We start from the raw sequence: 20,339 nt of genomic DNA, 5'->3' as shown, positions 1-20,339 counted from the left end.
AAGAGACGCTAATTTGGGGTTTTTGTTACTTATTAATTAGGATTGATTTGGTTTTATATACCCATACTTACCAATATGCTCAGTTTTATAGTAATTATATAATCCAGCAACCGCGGCCGTATCCAAATCCTCTAGTTGTACATCACCGTCGTCCAAAATAGCAGATTCTGGTAAAACTAAATGTTCAATTTTACCTATAATTAGTCGAGTATCATTGCATTTGATGAGCTGTTCTTCTTGAAATGAGAGACCGATTTTGATGTGACTTTCCGCTACGAATGGCGCATGAAAACCTTCATTGTAAAATTCACCTAGCCCCACCGCATCAAACTCCGACACACCACGTTCATATTTTGCCGAGGTTTGATGGGCTTTCTCGTGGATAGTGGTAGTTATTTGATTTATGGTATAAACCCCAGTTTCTTTTATATTTTCATAGGTATGACGCTCAACAGTAGTTGGGCGCAGAATAAAACCCAAGTAGGGCGGGTTGGCACCTATATGCATGACACTATTAAAAATAGCCAAATTCGTCTGTCCACTTTTCGATTGCGTGCCAATTAAATTTGCAGGTTTAAAGCCCGAAACTTTGTTGATTAAATTGGCCCGATATCTATTCGGTAGTTCCATAATTTCATCAAAAGTAAAAGCCTTAGTCATCTTCAATTAATTAAATTTTAGTTGTCTAAAGTATCAACTTCATAAAGCATTCTTACAAATATTAGCTAACTTTAACAATGTCCACTTTTCAAAAAACACTCGAAAAGCTCAACTTATTATTTCTATCAAAAAAAGCAAAGCAAAAGATTGAGCAAATTATTTTAATTCTTGCGATTGCAAGTTTTATTGTGCATTTGCTTTTTATCTTTTTTGCAGAATTAGTACCATTCTTAAATCATGATAGCCCACTTTTAGGAAGTCCTATTGCCGCAGTTTATACTCCATTCTCTTTTATTTTGGTATATGAAGTCTACCTTTTGGTGTATTACTTACCAAGATCTATCACCACATACGTTAGTAAGCAGTATGAAATAATAAGCTTAATAATAATTAGGCGATTGTTCAAAGATTTGGCAAACTTAAAGTTGAGTAGTGATTGGTTCAGTATTAAGGGCGACCTACAATTTACATATGATATTTTGGCCTCTCTGATTTTATTTTATCTACTATTTTGGTTTTACCGACTTAACCGAAACAGAAAGTCACTTAACACCAACAATTACATAAAAGACATCCATCTTGGACGTTTTGTCCAATTCAAAAAGACTATCGCAGTAATTTTGGTTCCTCTATTACTTAGTATGGTATTGTTCAGTTTTGGAAATTGGGGCTACCTAGAATTAACTGATACTAGTCACAGTTTAAAAGAACTAGTTAATATCAACAACATTTTTTTTGACGGATTTTTCTCTGTTCTAATCATAGTTGATGTATTGCTTTTGTTGGTTTCCTTTTTCTATACAGATAAGTATCATAAAGTCATTCGTAATTCTGGTTTTGTAATTTCAACCATTCTAATACGGCTTTCTTTTTCAGTAGATGGCCTGGTAAATACAATTTTGATAGTATTTGCTGTACTATTTGGTTTAGCGATTTTAGCTATTCATAATAAATATGAACTTAATTTTGAAGTTGAAAAAATCAAAAATCAAAACTGACTTTTTACAAGCGAGGCAATCTTATACAAAACCAAAACCTCCAAGACAATTACCGGCATCAAAAGAAAATAGGCCAAAGGCGCTAAAATTACTAACAATAAACAGCCGGCCATAATAATTTCAAGAATTCCTAAAGCAGTTGCTAAACCTCCAACTTGCTTTCTTGATTGTAAAAGAGAAATACCAAAAATGATGCCTGTAACACCAAAACCAATAGCCCCCGCTAACAAAATAATATCAATATTCAAATTGGTATTAAAAACTGATGCAATATCAAAAGCGTAATACCCTAGCAATACTAAAAACATTAACATCGAAGAAATTTTCATCAAGTGATTTTTTAGAACATTACCTGCAATTAAAAAACCATAAAGCACAAGTCCATTAAAAACAATTACCAATGCCTTTATAACTACGTGACCCCATTGGCCAAATATGAACAAATTATCATCAATGCGGCCAAAGTCAGTAAAACCTTCAAAAATAGCAGTTATAAAAAATAAAATACCACCCACCCAGCCTATAGTAAGAAGAGTAAATATAGATTTTGCCTCAGGTGCTGGTATAGAGGCAAGCTGGCTTAAATTATTTTCTCTTTGTTCTTGTAAGCTTTCATAGTCATAATCTAAGGCAGATAAAATTGTCTTAACAGTATAACTTCTAGGTGAAACCTCACCATTTTCAATTCGCTGTAGTGTTCTTACATTAATATTGCATTGATCAACAAGCTCTTCTTGTGTAAGCCCTTTTTGTTTTCTTAATTCTGAAATCTTTAATCCTAATTGTGGTTGTTGCATGGCTTATAAGTTTTAAATTCTGAAGCAATGTTACGTTCAAGATAAAACAAGCACAAGAATTTTGCTTGGTTTTGACCCGACATTTAGGCGGCATTATAGTAACGTTAGGGGTTCAGAAGATAATCTACTAAATTTCGGATGACCAATAAAGACAGAATTGAGGAATCTAAAATCGTTTTTTAAAGAGCATATCACCTTCATTATTATAGTAACGCCAGGTACCTACTTGTTTATCTTTACGAAAACGACCCGTGATTTTCTTTTCTCCAGTGGAATAAAATGAAGTATAACGTCCGTGTTTCAATCCATCTTTAAGTTCTACTTCAAAGCGCAATGCACCCGAACTATAAGATTTAGAAAAAGACTTGGCATTTAAATCTGAAGGATAAATGGGTGATAAGTTAAAAATAGCATCGGTAATTGCTATAGTTTTTAAAGGTTGTGATTTTGATGCTTTAAATTGCTCATTAGCCTTTACCTTAGTTATATCTTGATAATTCACAATTAAGGTGCTTTCAAATAAATTATCTTCTGGAGTTAATTGAAACCCAACTTGCGGAAAGCAAATAATAAAGTCCTTGTTTTTGCGCAATTGACCTTTTGTATTACTATCGGCTAACGCATACAGATTATCATAGAGAACAGGAATATTGCTGTATGCAAATAAGCTACTCTCTGCTTCGAACTTTTTATCAAAGGCTAAAAAATCATCAGAAGAAGATAAGGTTTCTTTATCCGTGAAACTATCGATAATACTCTTTAAAGTATTAGGATTATCGCTGAATATGACAAAATCATCAATCATGGTAAAATAAGGCTTATCAAATTCTTTGAATCGCTGACCCAACAAAATTTTAAAGAAACCTTTTATGGATAAAAAATTTATCTCATGTTCTTTATAGGTAACAGCTTTAAATTTGACAGGAGTTTTCTTTTTAATTTGTTTCAGTATAAAATCTAGATTGGTCTTCGCTTCAACAATCTCATTTGCTTTTAAAACCAAAGCCAAGTCGTTTTTTCCTTTTGAAATTTCAGATTGTATTTGGAGTAAGGCGATCTCATCAGCTATCCAACTTACAAAGTTTTCTTTGATATCAATTTTTAAGAATTTTTCTACTTTTTCAATACCCGTTTGATAACTCTCAAACTCTTCAGAACTATTTGCTTTTTGAACTGCCTCAAAATTGTTGTAAAATTCTTCAAAACTGTCAAAACCATAACTAAGGTAAAGCGCGGTTCGTTTAGGGGCTATTTGAGGAATCGTTCTTTTCGAGGCACCTGACTTCTGAAGTGCTTCAAGATAATTTTCATTTTCAAAACTGATATTAGTATACCCATTCGCTGTAATTGTGCTATTACCATCTAAATCAAAACTAAATCCAGAAAACAAAAAGTTCTCGCTAACATTCTTAATCCAATCTGTGGGTTCGTTTGAAAATCGATTGTAATAATCATCTAAAAAATCGTACTGCAGGTACAAGCGAAATAAATCTTCATATCCCACTTTTTGATTGACTTCTAGAAAACTTAAATCTCGCCCTAAGGCAGGTTCTTGATACTGATCTATCGAAGATTCTACCAAGGAATGTGTATAAGACGCTATCAATTGGTTTTTAATAAAGGCCAAATACATGGTTTCTTTACTGCTTCGGTCATACACCTCAACAATTTCTTGGTTGTGATAGTTGCGTTTACTTAAAACATACCCCTCGTTTAAAAGTGTATTCAAATAGGTTTTTAACAAACGTAGTTTTGCTATTCTTTTTAAATCGAGCACATAAAAGATTCCATAATCTTTTTGTGAAATCATGTGAATAGATATGAATAAAGAACGTCCATCAAAAAATTCAAAAAGCTTTCGTCTGTCATTAAATATGGTATCGACTTTTTGAATATTTTCAGTTAGCTCAGCGAAGTAGCCATTGTTCTGCAAATGACTCCATGCTTCACTTTGGCTAATCTGGTTCCAACTTTCTACTGGCTTTTCAGATTCAATGATAAAAACAGCGTCTTCAGGAATTAAGTAAATTGATTGCAAATTAGTCTTTGGGGAAAGCACAAAAATATAGAGTAGGTAAAAAAGGTATAAGACTAGAATACCTAAAACTGTAAAAAGAATTTTTTTTCTCCTCATGTTAGCACCATTCATCAAAATAACGATAAAAGTGATGCTTTAGTTTGAAAAAACCTTAATTAAAGTGTTTTCAAATCTTTTATAGTCTTAAAAGCTACATCAACTTGATCATCATTTACCAAAATTGTAAACTCATTGGTAGTTGAAATTACCTCGTACAATACGATACCCTCCCAAGCTAAACGCTGAAAGATGAAATAATAGATACCCGGTACTGAAACATTCTCAGATGGAAGTTTTACTGTAACGGAAGACAAGTTCTCCGCCTTTTGAGTACAACGCTCACCTACGAATAGATTTTCGACAGTTTGGTCTAAACTGTTACTTACAACAATATTGATTTCATTAACCCCACGGCTGGAAGTATAGAAAATATCTTGATTTTTATTGACCTCTTCTAGCAATTTTGCTTGATTAGCTAAAATCGTTTCAGAAGACAGAAAAGTATAATCTGATAAGTTAGAGCGAACAGTAATCTCACCAATATTTTTGAGAACCTTTACTATTTTATGAGTAGCGCGAAACTCCAAGTCATCTGAAAGTCGCTTTAGTGCCATCACAATAGCTCCGTTACGGATATCTTTACCTAATTCTTCCTCTATTTCTGGCTTAACGATACGAGATAGTGAAGTCAAATTTATAATGCCTTGAGCTAAAGCGCTTTGAAGAAAAGGCTTCTTTTTAATATAATTCTCAACAACAGATGAGATGGTCTTCATTTTAATCTATTTTGCGACAAAAATAACTAATTGTTATAAATAAAACAAATAGTTAAAAATAATAGAACGCATCTTTCAAATGTTCTATCTCAAATAGGCCCTTTTTTTTAAGGATTGTAATGATATCAAAACGAACCTCCACATTTAAGTCATTAGTCGTTACATATTGATCTGCCGTGGCCACCAAAAGGTTGATTTTTTTTTGATTGACAGTCTCAGCAATGTTTTCTAAAAAATTAGAGCTCCTAGATTTTACTTCGACAATAGCAAGGATTTCTTTTTTCTGGGCAATAATATCAATTTCACCTTTTAAGTATCTATAGTTTTTATACTTAATCTCATAACCCTTGCCTGTAAGAAATTCTGCTGCTTTTTGCTCGCCAAGCTTTCCAAATTCGTTGTGTTTTCCCATTAATTATGAAAAATATAAAAATTTATATGCATTTCATCGAAAAATTTGGTAGTTCACCGTCTAAATCGCGTTTAGATTGTAATTTACGACCTCAAATGAACCACACCTACCAAAAGCACATAGTGAACTTTAAAACTATGATACTTTTCAAATCCCAAATTTGCTATGGAATTATTTGTTAATTGTAACACGGGCACGTTGGCTCCGTATACCATTCCTTTGGATGTAGCGAAAGCTGAACATCTATATAGGAGACTTGGTTTCAGTGCCTCCGTAGAAACTGTTAATCAAGCTACTGGTCAATCTGCAACCGCTCTTGTTGATACTTTAATCGCACAAGCTATAGCCGAACCTGTTATCCCTGCACCTGAGTGGTCAGAATGGACGAATGCCAATTACCCTGACGATGATGATTTAGCGCGCCAATTAAGTCGTGCGCAACGAGAAGAGCTAAGTACAGCTTATGGCAACTCTTTGTTAAATAACAATCTTAGAGACCGCATGAGCTTCTTTTGGAGCAATCATTTTGTCACGGAGTATGGTGTTTATGATTGTAATTCCTTTTTATTTGAATATGCGAATTGTTTGCAGCGCAATGCAATTGGTAATTTTAAAACTTTCGTTAGTGAAATAGGTTTAACTAGTGCAATGTTACGTTATTTAGACGGTGCATTTAACAATAGAAATCGACCTAACGAAAACTATGCTCGAGAACTTTATGAGCTTTTTAGCCTCGGAGAAGGGAATGGTTATACAGAGGAGGATATTATTGAAACCGCCCGTGCACTTACAGGCTATGTCAATCGAGGTGATGTTGGTTGTACTAAAATTACTTTTGATCCAGAACGACATGATGTTGATGCAAAAACAATTATGGGTCAAACTGGTAATTGGGGTTATGATGATGTAATAGACATCCTTTTTGAACAGCGCGCTGATGAAATTGCATTTTATATATGCCAAAAACTCTACTTCTTTTTTGTGCATCCTGATGCTTCGGCAGATGAAGCACAACCTATAATAAATGGATTAGCGACAACATTTGTTGCCAATGATTTTGAACTAGCTCCAGTCTTAGCTCAATTGTTTAAAAGTGAACATTTTTTTGATGATACGGCAATTGGAGTGATTATTAAAAGTCCTTTTGACTTATATCTAAATTTTCTTAAAGAGAGTAATTTCACCTATGACGATGGAACAGTCATCAATTCAATTGATGCCTCTGGTATGATAGGTCAAACTTTATTCTCGCCGATAGATGTTGCCGGATGGCAACGTGATAGAATGTGGATTAACACCAATTATATTATTGGTCGTTGGTTGACTATGGAGGTTTTTGTAGAACGCTTTTTTACTGCGAATACAGAGCAGTTTAGACAACTTGGTATTACAGCAACAGGTGCTACCGGAGCTTCCGAGAGCGACCCGAACGTTGTAGCAAGAGCTATTATTGATAAGTTCTTGCCAAAAGGTTTATTAACTGAACCTGATTACGATAGGGCAATCACTGTTTTTAGAGAGCCTTACGAAGACAACAATATTTATGAAACTGGTAGTTGGAATATGATGTTAGATGACACCCCATCTCAAGTCTACCTTTTATTGTTACATCTTGTTAGAGAACCAGAATTTCAACTCAAATAACCTACTACTATGTGCGACACCCATCATACACACGATAAAGACCCTCACAAGGGCATAGAACACAAAGGTCACGATCAAGAACACAAACAATGGAGCAGAAGATCCTTCTTGCAAGCATTGGGTATTGCTGGTTCTGGATCAATGTTTTTAGGTAGTAATATGCTATCTGCATCAGGGCCATCTCCATTAACTTCGGCTATTGCTGCTGCCGAAACCGACAATATTTTGATATTGATTCGTCTAAATGGTGGTAATGACGGTTTAAGCACTGTTATTCCTATTCAACAGTATGACAGTTATGCTAATCAAAGACCAAATATTTACATTCCTGAAAGTAAAATTCTAAAGTTGACTGATGACTTCGGAATCCCTACTTATATGGATGCACTTGAACCTCTTTGGGGTGAAGGGCAGTTTAAAGCAGCTCACGGCGTGGGATATCAGAACCAAAGTTTGTCCCACTTTACAGGTTCTGATATATATGCAAATACTGATTTAACCTCAACTGGATTCACCGGCCTTAATACTGGTTGGATGGGTAGACACTTTGAGGACCTATATCCAGATTATCTTATTAATCCACCGGAAGCTCCAGCTGCAGTTCAAATTGGTAACATTTCAAATTTGGTTTTTCAAGGTGATGAAACCAATTATGCCTTTGTAACTAATAATATTGATCAGTTAGAAGAAATAGCAGAGACAGGCCAATTTTATGATATCGCCAATGCTCCATTTGATAATTGTATGTACGGTGATCAACTTAGATTTTTAAGAGGTGTCGCTAATACTACTTATGAATATGCAGGCAAAATCAATGAAGCCTATGAGCGAGGTCAAAACCAAGTAGAGTATCAAGACAATGGCTTTGCTAGACAATTGGCTTTATTAGCACGATTGATTAAAGGAAATTTAGGAACGAAAGTGTATATGATATCTATGGGTGGTTTTGACACCCACGGTAATCAACCTCAAGCTCATGAACGCTTGATGTCAACATTATCTATCGCTATTAATAATTTCTATGAAGATATTGCTTTTACTGAGCAAGATGATAAGGTTTTAAGTATGACCTTTTCAGAGTTTGGTCGAAGAATTTTTGAAAATGGTTCTAACGGAACCGACCATGGAAAGGCCGCCCCCACCCTTTTCTTTGGTTCAGGTTTAAATGGTAGTGCCTTTGTTGGGGATCACCCTTCACTTGATGCACCAAATGGTCGTGGTAATTTAGAGTATACCATGGACTTTAGAAACCTATATGCGACCGTTCTAGGCGAATGGTTATGTGTACCTATTGATAAGGTTGTAGACCACTTGTATTTTGATTCAAGTGCTCCTTATACTCCTGTAGATTTAGGCTTTAATTGTAGCGGTGTTGATTTTGAAGATATTGCTTACGACGATGAGCCACCAACTTTACCAGATACTCCTCCAAGCGAAGAAGAAGGTGAAGTAGCCAGTGAAGAAATGACATTTGAAGTGGTCCACAAACCCTATTATCCTACAGAAAGAGCACCACATATCTATTTAGAAATGCCTTTTAGTGCACACGTAGATATTCAATTGTTCAATATACTTGGACAAAATGTTGGTACTGTTTTCAATGAGATGATGTTAGAAGGCTCTGCCGAAATTAATATACGAGAACGTGTTAGAGGCAGTCTTTCAACAGGTAAATACATTTACCGTATACAGGTAGGTGACCAAAAAATGAGTAAATCAGTAATGATCATGTAAAAAGTACATTTATTTTCCAGAACCTCCGATAGTGCGACCCCCCACCCCAATTTGGGCTGCATGATTCGGAGGTTTCCTTTTTAAACCATCTTCCACAATCCATATTCTCTAAAATAGTCTAAACTTTATTTGGTGTCAATACTCGTAATACATTCACAGCCTTGAAGTATTTCAGTATTTTTGCTTCTTAAATTTGATTTCATGTCTCAAGTATCTCCTTCAAGATATACTATTACTGCTGCATTGCCCTACACTAATGGCCCTATTCACATTGGACATTTAGCCGGAGTTTATGTACCTGCAGATATTTATGCTCGTTATCAAAGATTATTAGGCCAAGATGTTGCCTTTATTTGCGGTAGCGATGAACACGGGTTTGCCATACCGATGAAGGCCAAAAAAGAAGGCGTGTCTCCTCAAGATATCATTGATAAATATCATGGTATTATCAAACAGTCCTTTCAAGATTTTGGAATTTCATTTGATAATTACTCGAGAACATCAGCAAAAATTCATCACGAAACAGCTTCAGAGTTTTTTAAAAAATTATATGGCCAAGATGATTTTATTGAAGAAGTAACTGAACAATTATATGATGCTGAAGCCGATCAGTTTTTAGCAGATCGTTTTGTAACAGGAACTTGTCCTAATTGTGGTTTTGAAGCTGCCTACGGCGACCAATGTGAAAATTGCGGTTCTTCACTTAATGCAACAGATTTGATTAATCCAAAATCAACTATATCAGGTGCAGTACCCACGCTAAAAAGTACCAAACATTGGTTTTTACCATTAGACCGGTATGAAGACTTTCTAAAAGAATGGATTATAAAAGGACATGCAAAAGATTGGAAACCTAATGTTTATGGACAATGTAAGTCATGGATTGATGACGGTTTAAAACCGCGTGCAGTAACTAGAGATTTAGATTGGGGTATTCCTGTTCCAGTTGAAGGTGGCGAAGGCAAAGTACTTTATGTTTGGTTTGATGCCCCCATCGGTTATATATCTTCAACCAAAGAATGGGCAAAAAGGGAAGGAAAAGAATGGGAACCATATTGGAAAGACGAAAGCACCAAAATGCTTCACTTTATTGGTAAAGATAATATTGTTTTTCACTGCATTATTTTTCCAAGCATGCTAAAAGCGCATGGTGATTTTATTCTACCAGAAAATGTACCGGCTAACGAATTTTTGAATTTAGAAGGGAACAAATTATCCACTTCTAAAAATTGGGCGGTATGGCTACATGAGTATTTGCTAGACTTTCCTGATATGCAAGATGTATTGCGTTATACCCTAACAGCGAATGCGCCTGAAACTAAGGATAACGATTTTACCTGGAAAGATTTTCAAGCTCGAAATAATAATGAACTCGTTGCTATTTTCGGAAACTTCATCAATCGAGTCACTGTATTAACCCATAAATATTACGACGGACAGGTACCTTCTGCAAGCGATTTTTCGGAGATTGATTTGAAGACTTTAGAGGCAATGCGTGCTTTTCCTCAAACTTTGACGAATTCTTTAGAGCGGTATCGTTTTAGAGAAGCTAGCCAAGAATTGTTGAATCTTGCACGCCTAGGAAACAAATATTTGGCCGATGAAGAACCTTGGAAAACTATTAAAACTGATGAAGACCGTACAAAAACAGTAATGTATGTTGCTCTTCAAATTGCCACTGCTTTGGCAGTTTTAAGTGAACCATTTTTACCATTTACTTCTGATAAATTAAAATTAATACTTGCCGTCACATCGAGCGGAGTCGAGATGTCATGGGATAATGTTTCTGAAAAAGAAATTCTGATTCCTTCAGGCCATAAAATCAACAAAAGCGAACTCTTATTTCGTAAAGTGGAAGACAAAGAAATTGATGCGCAACTGGCAAAACTAGAAGCAACCAAAAAAGCTAATGAACAAATGAATAAGGAAGTAGCACCCCAAAAAGACACCATCACATTTGATGATTTTTCAAAACTTGATATGCGTGTTGGCACAATTGTAGAAGCTGAAAAAATGACTAAAGCTAAAAAACTTTTAGTCTTAAAAGTTGATACTGGTTTAGATACTAGAACTATTGTATCAGGTATTGCTGAAAGCTTTAGCCCTGAAGAAATTGTTGGTAAAAAGGTTACTGTTTTAGTCAATTTAGCGCCAAGAGCTCTGCGAGGTGTTGATAGTGAGGGTATGATTTTAATGACTGAAAATGCCGAAGGAAAATTGGTGTTTGTAAATCCGGATGAAACCTCAGTGAGTAATGGCGAGAAAATAAGTTGAAATATGAAAATCAACGTATTTCTAGTTTTTGTCATTTTTATAGTATCTCTTTCCCATGCTCAACAAGAGCTAGTAAGATTTCCTACCTACTATGGAGATGCTCCATATCCTATGGAAAATTCTTTCTCATTGGTCGATGATACATCAGGAAATTTCACAGTTTTTCTTACAAAAAATAGTAAGGTATCAGCATATTTTTTTTTAAAAAACTTTGAATTCCATAGTCGGTTATATCACGATAAATTTCCGACCAAATATCGTTTACCTTTAGGAGGAACGATTAAACAAAAACAATATTCCCTTTTCTTCTCGAATGATAGCAAAAGTAGATTTGCAGGAATCACATTTGATTTTGAATCAGGACTAAAACATTCATTTGAAATCGACCTAAAACTTAAAAAGGAGATTTTTATAATTTCTTTCACTCATAATAATACTTTTTATCTAGTTTCGGCATCTTACCGCGAAAACTATCTTTATTTATATAAGTTCAATAGCAATGGCGAATATGTTAAGAAAAATTTAGACTTAACAGGGGCTGATTTTTATGGCAATTCAGGGTTTAAGACGAGACTAAAGTCTACTCTGGCATTAGATATGCATAACAACCCAATTACTGAGCCCTTACTGGTAAAAAAAGAGATTCCTTATTCATTAGACTCAATGGTTTCATTGATTAAATTATATCTAGATGATGATTCATTTTATCTCGTATCAGATATTAATAAGGACTTTTCACAAATTATAAAACACAGTTTTATAGAAGAAAAGACTGATGTATTCCAAATAAACCAGCCTATCAGTTCTCCAAATTATCTTAATAACTCCTTTTTATATGAGGATAAACTATTTCAAATCAAAGTAAGTGCGAAGGAATTACACTATCAAATATCTGATATCAAAAATCAATCAATATTAAAAAAGTATGTTGTTAAGAAAGATGATGAATTTTTTTTAACGAATGGTACTATTAGACAACGTGGAGGTCGTTTTAAAAGTTATCGTGAACTTGAGAAGACTTCTCAGTTTTTAAGGAAAGTTGGTAATGGGAACCTAGGTATTTATGTCGAAAAAGAAGGTGATGATTATCATGTAAGAATAGGTAGTGTTGCCGAAATAGAAGATGGTGTAGTCGCAGCTGTAGCTTTTTTAAACCCATTTACTGTGGTAGCTAGTTTTGGTGCTCTCACTTTATTCGCTAATCCAGCTGCACTTGCATTTTATAAGGCTTCTAAAACGAAAGCTGTTTATATTAACAACGGTTTGGATAGTAATTTTGAAATTACCTCAATTAAAGAAAAAGAAAATATATTTTATACAATTCAAGATTATCTAAAAGAGCAGGAGATTAAAAGATATTCAGCAGCAGATATTTTCAGATATGATGATTACTTCATTTTTGGAATGCTCGACAAAAAATCCAAAGAGTATGTCTTATTAAAATTTAAAGGTCTTTAAATTTTAGCTATATGGACCTGATTTCTTTTATTTACCGAAAAACCCAACTCCCACAAAAAAGCGTTGAAAATACAGTTGTACTTTTAAATCAAGATTGCACCATCCCTTTTATTTCAAGGTATCGGAAGGAGGCAACTGGTAATTTAGATGAAGTTCAAGTAGGCGCCATAGTCCAATATAAAACACAATTTGAGGCTCTAGAAAAACGTAAAAAAGCTATACTAAAAGCAGTTGATGAACAAGGGGTTTTAACTACAGAGCTTAAAAGCAAATTTGAAAACTGTTCTGATATTGTAAGTCTAGAAGATTTGTATCTGCCCTTCAAAAAAAGTAAAAAAACAAAAGCAGAAACTGCTCGAAAAAATGGATTAGAACCATTCGCCAAGATCATCATGGCCCAACGTTCTGAAGAAATTGAATTTATAGCCTCAAAATATTTAAATGCCACTGTTGAAAATGAAGAAGATGCTATTGAAGGAGCCTTACATATTATTGCGGAATGGATCAATGAACGTACTGATATTAGAAATCAACTTCGAAAGCAATTAGAGAGGCATGCACTAATTGCTACCAAGGCGATTAAATCAAAAAAAGATTCTAATCCACAAGTTGCAAATGAAAAAGCTCAAAAATTTCGTGACTATTTTGATTTTAGTGAGCCCTTAAATCGTTGTCCATCACATCGGTTTTTGGCAATTCAACGTGGCGAAAAAGAAGGATTTATTCGTGTTAAATTAGAGAATGATGATGCAAGAGCAATTCAAAATATTGAAAGGCGTATTATCAAATCAAATAATGCTTCAACTCCTTACCTTGAGCAAGCAATCGCAGACGCTTATAAAAGACTCTTATTCCCTTCTATTTCTAATGAAATACTTAAAAATGCGAAGCTAAAAGCAGATAATGCCGCAATTGAGGTCTTTGCTAAAAACCTAAGGCAATTACTGCTAGGTGCTCCATTAGGTGAGAAAAGAATTTTAGCAATTGACCCTGGATTTAGAACAGGTTGTAAAGTAGTCTGTTTAGATGCTCAAGGGTATTTAAAACATAATGAAACCATATATCCGCATGCGCCACAAAATGATAGCAAAGGTGCCATCAAAAAAATTAGTTCTTTAGTTGATGCTTATAAAATTGAAGCAATTGCCATTGGTAATGGTACGGCATCTAGAGAAACTGAACGTCTCATAAAAAGAATCAGCTTTAAACAACCACCCGAAGTTTATGTGGTAAGCGAGGCTGGAGCTTCAATTTATTCTGCGTCAAAAATTGCGCGTGAAGAATTTCCGAACTATGATGTTACTGTTCGTGGTGCAGTTTCAATAGGGCGTCGTTTAGCCGACCCATTGGCAGAACTAGTAAAAATTGATGCTAAGTCTATTGGTGTCGGGCAATACCAGCATGATGTAGACCAGGTTCAATTAAAAACAGCTCTAGATACCGTTGTAGAAAGTTGTGTAAATTCTGTCGGAGTTAATATCAATACTGCCAGTATTTCGTTACTAAGCTATGTTTCAGGCATTGGTCCAAAACTAGCAGAAAATTTAGTCACTTATCGAAATGAAAACGGTGCATTTAGAAGTAGACAAAACATAAAAAAAGTACCTCGTTTAGGTGGAAAAGCTTTTGAACAAGGCGCTGGATTCTTGCGAATAAAAGATGGTGATAATGCCCTTGATGACTCAGCAGTTCACCCTGAACGCTATTCTATTGTCCAAAAAATTGCAAAAGACCATAAACTTTCTTCAAGTGATTTACTAGGCAATCAAGAAGTTTTGCAAAAAATAAACTTGGAAAAATATATTGATACTACAATTGGTCTTCCAACCTTACATGACATCATTGAAGAGCTTAAAAAACCAGGTCTAGACCGTCGAGAAAAAGCTAAAATGTTCACTTTTGATCAAAATATTCGCACTATCGAAGATTTAAAACCTGGTCAACTTTTACCAGGTATTGTCAATAATATTACCAACTTCGGTTGCTTCGTTGATTTAGGAATTAAAGAAAGTGGTCTTATTCACATATCTAATTTAGCAGATGGGTTTGTCAGTGATGTAAATGCCCATGTCAACTTACATCAACAATTGATAGTCAAAGTCCTTGAAATCGACACTAAGAGAAAACGAATTCAATTGAAGCTACACAAAAGCAAGATGAACTAATCAAATACAACTTTAGAATGTTAAGTTGTAGTCTTCTGACAGTAAATTAACTAAATATTTTTCTTACCTTGAATGACTAAATAGTATTGCAATTAGGCTCCCATGAATTCTTTATTTCAATTAGAAAATTTCGCAGTAGATACCGAAAATAGTCAGCAGCAACATTTTAAATTATTAACCGATATGATGTCGGAAGGTTTGGCACATTGTCAAGTTGTCTATGATGATCATGGTGTACCAATAGACTATCGTTTTTTGAGTGTTAACCCTTCTTTTGAAAAACATACTGGTGTTACACCCGAAATGTGCGTTGGAAAAACTATTCTGGAAATTATGCCTGATGCTGAAAAATCATGGATTGAATTTTATGGAAAAGTTGCCACAACTTTAAAGCCCGAAACAACCACTGGGTATAATAAGCAAACTAAAAGGTATTATACATCCACCGCGTACTCTAATACCATTGGTGAGTTTATGATGCTCTTCAAAGACATCACACAACAAGTAGAGTTGGAAAAGGCTTATGAAATGGTTACTAAAAGTACGAAGCTTAATGATGATTTATTAGAAAACTTACAGGATGGTTTTAAGCATTGTCGAATAATTTATGATGACCAAAACAAGCCTTGTGATTTTAAAATTTTGTCCATTAACGAAGCTTATTCCGAACAAACGGGTATTGACAAAGAATATATTTGTGGAAAAACTATGTTGGAGGCATTTCCTCAAATGGACCGTGAAAAATTAAAACTATTTTGTAGAACTGGGGTAACTGGAGTTCCTGAAAATTTTATTGACCATTGTCCAATAACAGGTAAGATTTTTGACATCTCCTCCTTTTCTCCAAGAAAGGACGAATTCATTTGGATTGTTAGAGATATTACGGAAAAGGAAAAGGCTAGAATTAAATTGGAAGAGGCCTATCAAAAAGTGGAAAAAAGTGAGCAGTTAAAATCTGCCTTTTTAGCCAATATGTCTCATGAAATTAGAACCCCTCTTAATGCTATTTTAGGATGTTCTGAACTACTTGAGGAAAAAGATTTAACAGAATCTAATCAACAAAAATGTTTACAACACATTAAAAACTCTGGTGATCGATTACTTACTATAATTTCAGACATATTAGATATTTCTAAATTCGAATCTGGTCAACAACAATTAAACTATAGCCACAATTGTTTGAATCAAATAATTGATGCACTGAAAGCTCAATTTGATATCATTAAAAAAGATTCGAACATCAAGTTAACCAGCGTTAAAACTTTAGATAACACAGAGAGTTGCATTAAGACAGATGCTGCCCGTCTAGAACAAATTATTTCGAATTTATTAGAGAATGCTTTTAAATATACAGATAAAGGTGAAATTTCATTTGGATATGAATTAAAAGGAGATTTTATTGAGTTTTTTGTTACTGACAACGGTCGAGGAATTGCAGAAAAAGATCAGCAGTTGATTTTTGAGCGATTTGGCCAAGTTGCTAACAAAAAAAATAAAATAAATACCGGGACTGGTTTAGGCATCCCTATTGCCAATGGATTTGTAAAACTCTTTGGAGGCAAAATGTGGGTGGAATCTCAATTAAATGAGGGTGCCACCTTCTATTTTAACATACCGCATTTACCAGGTGAACATCATTCTGAAGCTAAAGAAAAACCTACAATTCTCGTTGCTGAGGATGAAGAAGTAAATTACTATTTACTAGAAATGTGGCTTAGTGAATACTGCAATTTGTTACATGCTTATAACGGAAGTCAAGTGTTAGAATTGCTTGAAAAAGAAAAAGTAGATTTGGTATTGATGGATATAAAAATGCCTTATATGAATGGAGTTGAGGCCACCAAAGAAATTCGTAAAAAAAACAAAAACATACCAATAATTGCGCAATCAGCTTTTGTAATGCAATCAGAAATTGAAAATATTTTATCATCCGGTTGTAATGAGATAATGACAAAACCTATAAAAAGACAAACTTTTCAAAAGGTACTTTCAGAATACCTGCCGCAATTAAAATTTTAAAAAAAAAATTTCGTTATTTAGGGAATAGCCCCCTTTTATGACAGCTACTTTTCGCTCTTTATCGCTAATTTTTTTGACGCTATTTATTATTAGTTCTTGCTCAAAAGAAACGACCAATCAAGAAACTCAAGAAATAGTTCAGGCCAAAACTTTCATAATAGAAAATGGACTATTAAAAAAGAACGATGTTCTTTTTGTGCCTAAGGGCGTAAACGCACTTAATTCTTTTGGCGTAGACGATAGTGGCTTAATGCAATCTTGGAATGTTGAAATCGTCCGTGAATTTATTGGGAATTTAAGAGAACAACCCATTTCGGGCTTTGCAGTTGAAGATAGTCGAGGAATCTTTTTGCATTCCCTTGAAGCAATTGTAGCACAACATAGGCTGGAAAATAGAATCGTAATTCTGTGCCCCTTTGGATGGGTAAACGAGCAAGGCGAACGTCAATTATTTACAGGCTTAAATCCTTCAGAGCAATTGTTTTATAATGATTATAAAGAAAAAATGCAGCTCATTGCGGAGTTTTTTAAAGGACAAGAAGATGTTTGGATTCAAGTTTGGAACGAACCTTACAGTTTTAATAATTCCAATAATTATTCACATGAATTATGGTTAAATGACCATAAAGACATGGTTGAAAATCTGAGGCAAGTTGATGAATTTGATAATATTATTTTAATAGCAGGCAATGAACAAGGACAAGGAGAAGAAGTATTATTAGAAAAAGGTCTAGAACTTCTAGCTTTTGATGATACTATTTTATTTGATTTACATGCCTATGGAAAATGGCACGAAAACGCCACGGTTACCTCAATACAAAATCGTTTACAAAATTTAAAAGACGCTCAATTACCTATTATTTTTGGTGAAGTCGGTGTTATAACGGAAGGGGCACCACTTAGTTACGCTCAAAACTTTTTAACCGCTTGCAACAATACAAATATTGGGGCTTTAGCTTGGTTATGGAATAAAAACACTAATGACCAAAACGCCTTACTAACAGATGATGGTGATCCCAATAACACCAACAATTTTAACTGGGGTAGTACTTTTCAAAATTTTTTAAACGAGTAATAGGGTGTAACTTTACCCTAAAAGTACATGCTAAAAATAGCATATCACCCCATTTACAAACACCCCTTACCTGACGGACATCGGTTTCCGATGATTAAATATGATTTATTACCACAGCAGCTTATATATGAAGGCACTTGTGAAAGCGATAATTTTTTTGAACCTGATTTTCCTAATAAACAGCATATTCTAGCCGTTCACGATAGCTCCTATTTTGAAGAACTTAACGCACTAAAAATTAAACCCAGTGCAGCAAGAAAGATTGGGTTTCCACTCTCAAAAGAGCTAGTAAATCGCGAACATATCATCGCAGACGGCACTATTAAAGGGTGCGAATTTGCTTTAAAGAATAAAATTGCAATGAATATTGCAGGGGGAACACACCATGCCTACTCCAACCGAGGTGAGGCATTTTGCATGCTTAACGACCAAGCTATTGGAGCTAGATATTTACTGAATCAAAAACGTTCTAAGAAAATTCTCATTGTAGATTTAGATGTACATCAGGGCAATGGAACCGCTGAAATTTTCCAAAATGATTCCTCAGTTTTTACTTTTTCAATGCATGGGGCTTCAAACTATCCTTTTAAAAAAGAAAATTCTGATTTAGATATTCCTTTAGAAAAAGGTACTAATGACGAAACTTATCTTAAAATTCTAAAAGAAACCTTACCAAAGTTAATGGACAAAGTAGCGCCCGATTTTATTTTCTATTTATGCGGCGTAGATGTTCTAGCAACTGATAAACTAGGTACATTAGGGATGACTATCGAAGGTTGTTTTGAACGAGATAGATTTGTTTTACAGACCTGTAAAGATTTAAACATACCAGTGCAGTGCAGTATGGGTGGTGGGTATTCTCCAGATATCAAAACCATCGTCGAAGCCCATGCCAACACTTTTCGTTTAGCACAACAAATTTTCTTTTAAGAGTAATCTTATACTTATTTAAACTACTTCCAAATTTGACTTCCTAGCCTAACTCCAATAAAGGCGATTATTAGATTTTGTAACTTCGTTAAAAAACCAGACCTATGTTATCTAAAAAACTTGAAAAAGCGCTTAATGAGCAAATTCGAATTGAGGCGGAATCATCACAAGTTTATCTATCAATGGCCTGTTGGGCTGAAGTTCAAGGGTTAGAAGGCGTGGCTGGTTTTATGTATGGTCATTCCGATGAAGAACGAATGCACATGCTTAAATTAGTCAAGTATGTTAATGAACGTGGTGGACATGCCCAAGTATCAGAACTAAATGCACCCCCATTAGAATTTGGAAGCTTAAAAAAAATGCTTCAAAAGCTTTATGATCATGAAGTTTTTGTCTCGCAAAGTATTAATGAGTTAGTTCATGTAACCTTAGAAGAAAAAGATTATGCCACGCATAACTTTTTACAATGGTATGTTGCTGAGCAATTAGAAGAAGAGGCATTAGCTCGAACTGTTTTAGACAAAATAAATCTGATTGGAGATGATAAAGGTGGACTTTATCTTTTTGATAGAGACATCCAACAGTTAACAGTTGAAAGCGCCGCATCTGATACGATGGGTGAGTAATTTTAACAATTAAGTTTATTTAGATTAATTAAATATAATATATTTTTGCACCATTGAAAGTTCACAATGGGCAAAAACAAAAAGGGTATTCAAAAAAAGAAAGTAGCCAAGCTTAAAGAGCTTGTACCCAAAGGAAGCAAATCTAAATGCTGTAAGAAATTTAAAAAAGGAGAAAACAAGCGCTGCAAACGTTGTCCTTGTTATGATTTATTAAAGAAAGTTGCTTAACCAGAGCCTCAGTTTTTAACTTGAGGTTTTTTTGTTTTTACCGTCAGTGCCATATCTACATCGTCTTGTCCATTAATGGCATAAAAAGCGGCCTTGTTTAAATAATATTCAGAATGCGAACAAGCCAAACTACAATCTCTTTGATGAAGTCTATAAGCATAACCTTTAGCATTCAAATAAATTAAATATCCTTCAGCGTCAGTTTCTGCTAAAAGAGCTTCAAATTCATTTTGATCCCTCCAAAAATCTTTATGATCATCAGCAGTAACCAAAATTAACTGCTGTTCATTCAATGCATCGCGATGTGCTAAATCGGAGTAAAAATGTTTTGTAGTATGGCTATCATCTATCTGTGCCGTTCCTACAAAGGGAATTAGCACAAGTAAATAACATATATGCAAAGAATATTTCATCATTGTAATAATTACGTAATAAGTGACGAATTAAGTTGCTAAATGCTACGCTT

At 34.5% G+C, this 20,339-nt stretch carries 16 protein-coding genes; 10 read left to right on the top strand and 6 right to left on the bottom strand.

The window, feature by feature from the left end; genetic code table 11:
• Window positions 1–36 precede the first annotated feature (36 nt).
• Window positions 37–660 (bottom strand): flavin reductase, encoded by a 624-nt coding sequence (locus RM542_RS04195; protein ID WP_311384460.1) that lies wholly within the window; start codon window positions 658–660, stop codon window positions 37–39.
• 77 nt (window positions 661–737) lie between these two features.
• On the opposite strand from RM542_RS04195, the gene RM542_RS04190 reads away from it, so the two are divergent.
• A complete protein-coding gene (locus RM542_RS04190; RefSeq protein ID WP_311384459.1) occupies window positions 738–1,658 on the top strand; it encodes a hypothetical protein in 921 nt (306 codons plus the stop codon).
• Here the strand turns inward: RM542_RS04190 and RM542_RS04185 are convergent.
• The 4 genes from RM542_RS04185 to RM542_RS04170 all read right to left on the bottom strand — a co-directional run bounded on the left by RM542_RS04185 (window position 1,649) and on the right by RM542_RS04170 (window position 5,720).
• The gene (locus RM542_RS04185; RefSeq protein ID WP_311384458.1) at window positions 1,649–2,455 is read right to left on the bottom strand and encodes a helix-turn-helix transcriptional regulator; all 807 of its coding nucleotides are present in this window, start codon (window positions 2,453–2,455) and stop codon (window positions 1,649–1,651) included. The genes RM542_RS04190 and RM542_RS04185 overlap by 10 nt on opposite strands.
• 166 nt (window positions 2,456–2,621) lie before the next feature.
• Window positions 2,622–4,589 (bottom strand): DUF3352 domain-containing protein, encoded by a 1,968-nt coding sequence (locus RM542_RS04180; RefSeq protein WP_311384457.1) that lies wholly within the window; start codon window positions 4,587–4,589, stop codon window positions 2,622–2,624.
• A 59-nt stretch (window positions 4,590–4,648) separates the two neighbouring features.
• Window positions 4,649–5,308: an aspartate kinase gene (locus tag RM542_RS04175; protein ID WP_311384456.1), complete on the bottom strand. Its 660-nt coding sequence runs from the start codon at window positions 5,306–5,308 to the stop codon at window positions 4,649–4,651.
• 52 nt (window positions 5,309–5,360) lie between these two features.
• Window positions 5,361–5,720 carry a YraN family protein gene (locus RM542_RS04170; RefSeq protein WP_311384455.1) on the bottom strand — a complete coding sequence of 120 codons (360 nt, stop codon included), beginning with the start codon at window positions 5,718–5,720 and terminating at the stop codon, window positions 5,361–5,363.
• A 165-nt stretch (window positions 5,721–5,885) separates the two neighbouring features.
• Between RM542_RS04170 and RM542_RS04165 the strand changes: the two genes are divergently transcribed.
• The 9 genes from RM542_RS04165 to RM542_RS04125 all read left to right on the top strand — a co-directional run bounded on the left by RM542_RS04165 (window position 5,886) and on the right by RM542_RS04125 (window position 19,645).
• The gene (locus RM542_RS04165) at window positions 5,886–7,364 is read left to right on the top strand and encodes a DUF1800 domain-containing protein (RefSeq protein ID WP_311384454.1); all 1,479 of its coding nucleotides are present in this window, start codon (window positions 5,886–5,888) and stop codon (window positions 7,362–7,364) included.
• Between the two features lie 9 nt (window positions 7,365–7,373).
• Window positions 7,374–9,098: a DUF1501 domain-containing protein gene (locus RM542_RS04160; RefSeq protein ID WP_311384453.1), complete on the top strand. Its 1,725-nt coding sequence runs from the start codon at window positions 7,374–7,376 to the stop codon at window positions 9,096–9,098.
• Window positions 9,099–9,299: 201 nt separating this feature from the next.
• Window positions 9,300–11,372, top strand: a complete 2,073-nt coding sequence (gene metG, locus RM542_RS04155; protein ID WP_311384452.1) for a methionine--tRNA ligase — start codon at window positions 9,300–9,302, stop codon at window positions 11,370–11,372.
• Window positions 11,373–11,375: 3 nt separating this feature from the next.
• Entirely contained in the window at window positions 11,376–12,830 is a 1,455-nt protein-coding gene (locus RM542_RS04150) for a hypothetical protein (RefSeq protein ID WP_311384451.1), read from the top strand.
• 11 nt (window positions 12,831–12,841) lie between these two features.
• Window positions 12,842–14,995, top strand: coding sequence for a Tex family protein (locus RM542_RS04145; protein WP_311384450.1), 2,154 nt, complete (start codon window positions 12,842–12,844; stop codon window positions 14,993–14,995).
• A 102-nt stretch (window positions 14,996–15,097) separates the two neighbouring features.
• Window positions 15,098–17,014 (top strand): ATP-binding protein, encoded by a 1,917-nt coding sequence (locus RM542_RS04140; RefSeq protein WP_311384449.1) that lies wholly within the window; start codon window positions 15,098–15,100, stop codon window positions 17,012–17,014.
• A 37-nt stretch (window positions 17,015–17,051) separates the two neighbouring features.
• Window positions 17,052–18,089 (top strand): cellulase family glycosylhydrolase, encoded by a 1,038-nt coding sequence (locus RM542_RS04135; RefSeq protein ID WP_311384448.1) that lies wholly within the window; start codon window positions 17,052–17,054, stop codon window positions 18,087–18,089.
• A 27-nt stretch (window positions 18,090–18,116) separates the two neighbouring features.
• Entirely contained in the window at window positions 18,117–19,019 is a 903-nt protein-coding gene (locus RM542_RS04130) for a histone deacetylase (RefSeq protein WP_311384447.1), read from the top strand.
• Window positions 19,020–19,123: 104 nt separating this feature from the next.
• The gene (locus RM542_RS04125; RefSeq protein ID WP_311384446.1) at window positions 19,124–19,645 is read left to right on the top strand and encodes a ferritin; all 522 of its coding nucleotides are present in this window, start codon (window positions 19,124–19,126) and stop codon (window positions 19,643–19,645) included.
• Window positions 19,646–19,881: 236 nt separating this feature from the next.
• On the opposite strand, the gene RM542_RS04120 is transcribed toward RM542_RS04125, so the two are convergent.
• The gene (locus RM542_RS04120; RefSeq protein ID WP_311384445.1) at window positions 19,882–20,286 is read right to left on the bottom strand and encodes a hypothetical protein; all 405 of its coding nucleotides are present in this window, start codon (window positions 20,284–20,286) and stop codon (window positions 19,882–19,884) included.
• Window positions 20,287–20,339 lie beyond the last annotated feature (53 nt).

The organism is Croceitalea sp. P059, assembly GCF_031846365.1.
In the GTDB taxonomy this organism is placed as follows: Bacteria; Bacteroidota; Bacteroidia; order Flavobacteriales; family Flavobacteriaceae; genus Croceitalea; species Croceitalea vernalis.
Note: the sequence above shows the minus strand (reverse complement) of the source record. Positions and strands in the feature narration are given on the sequence as shown.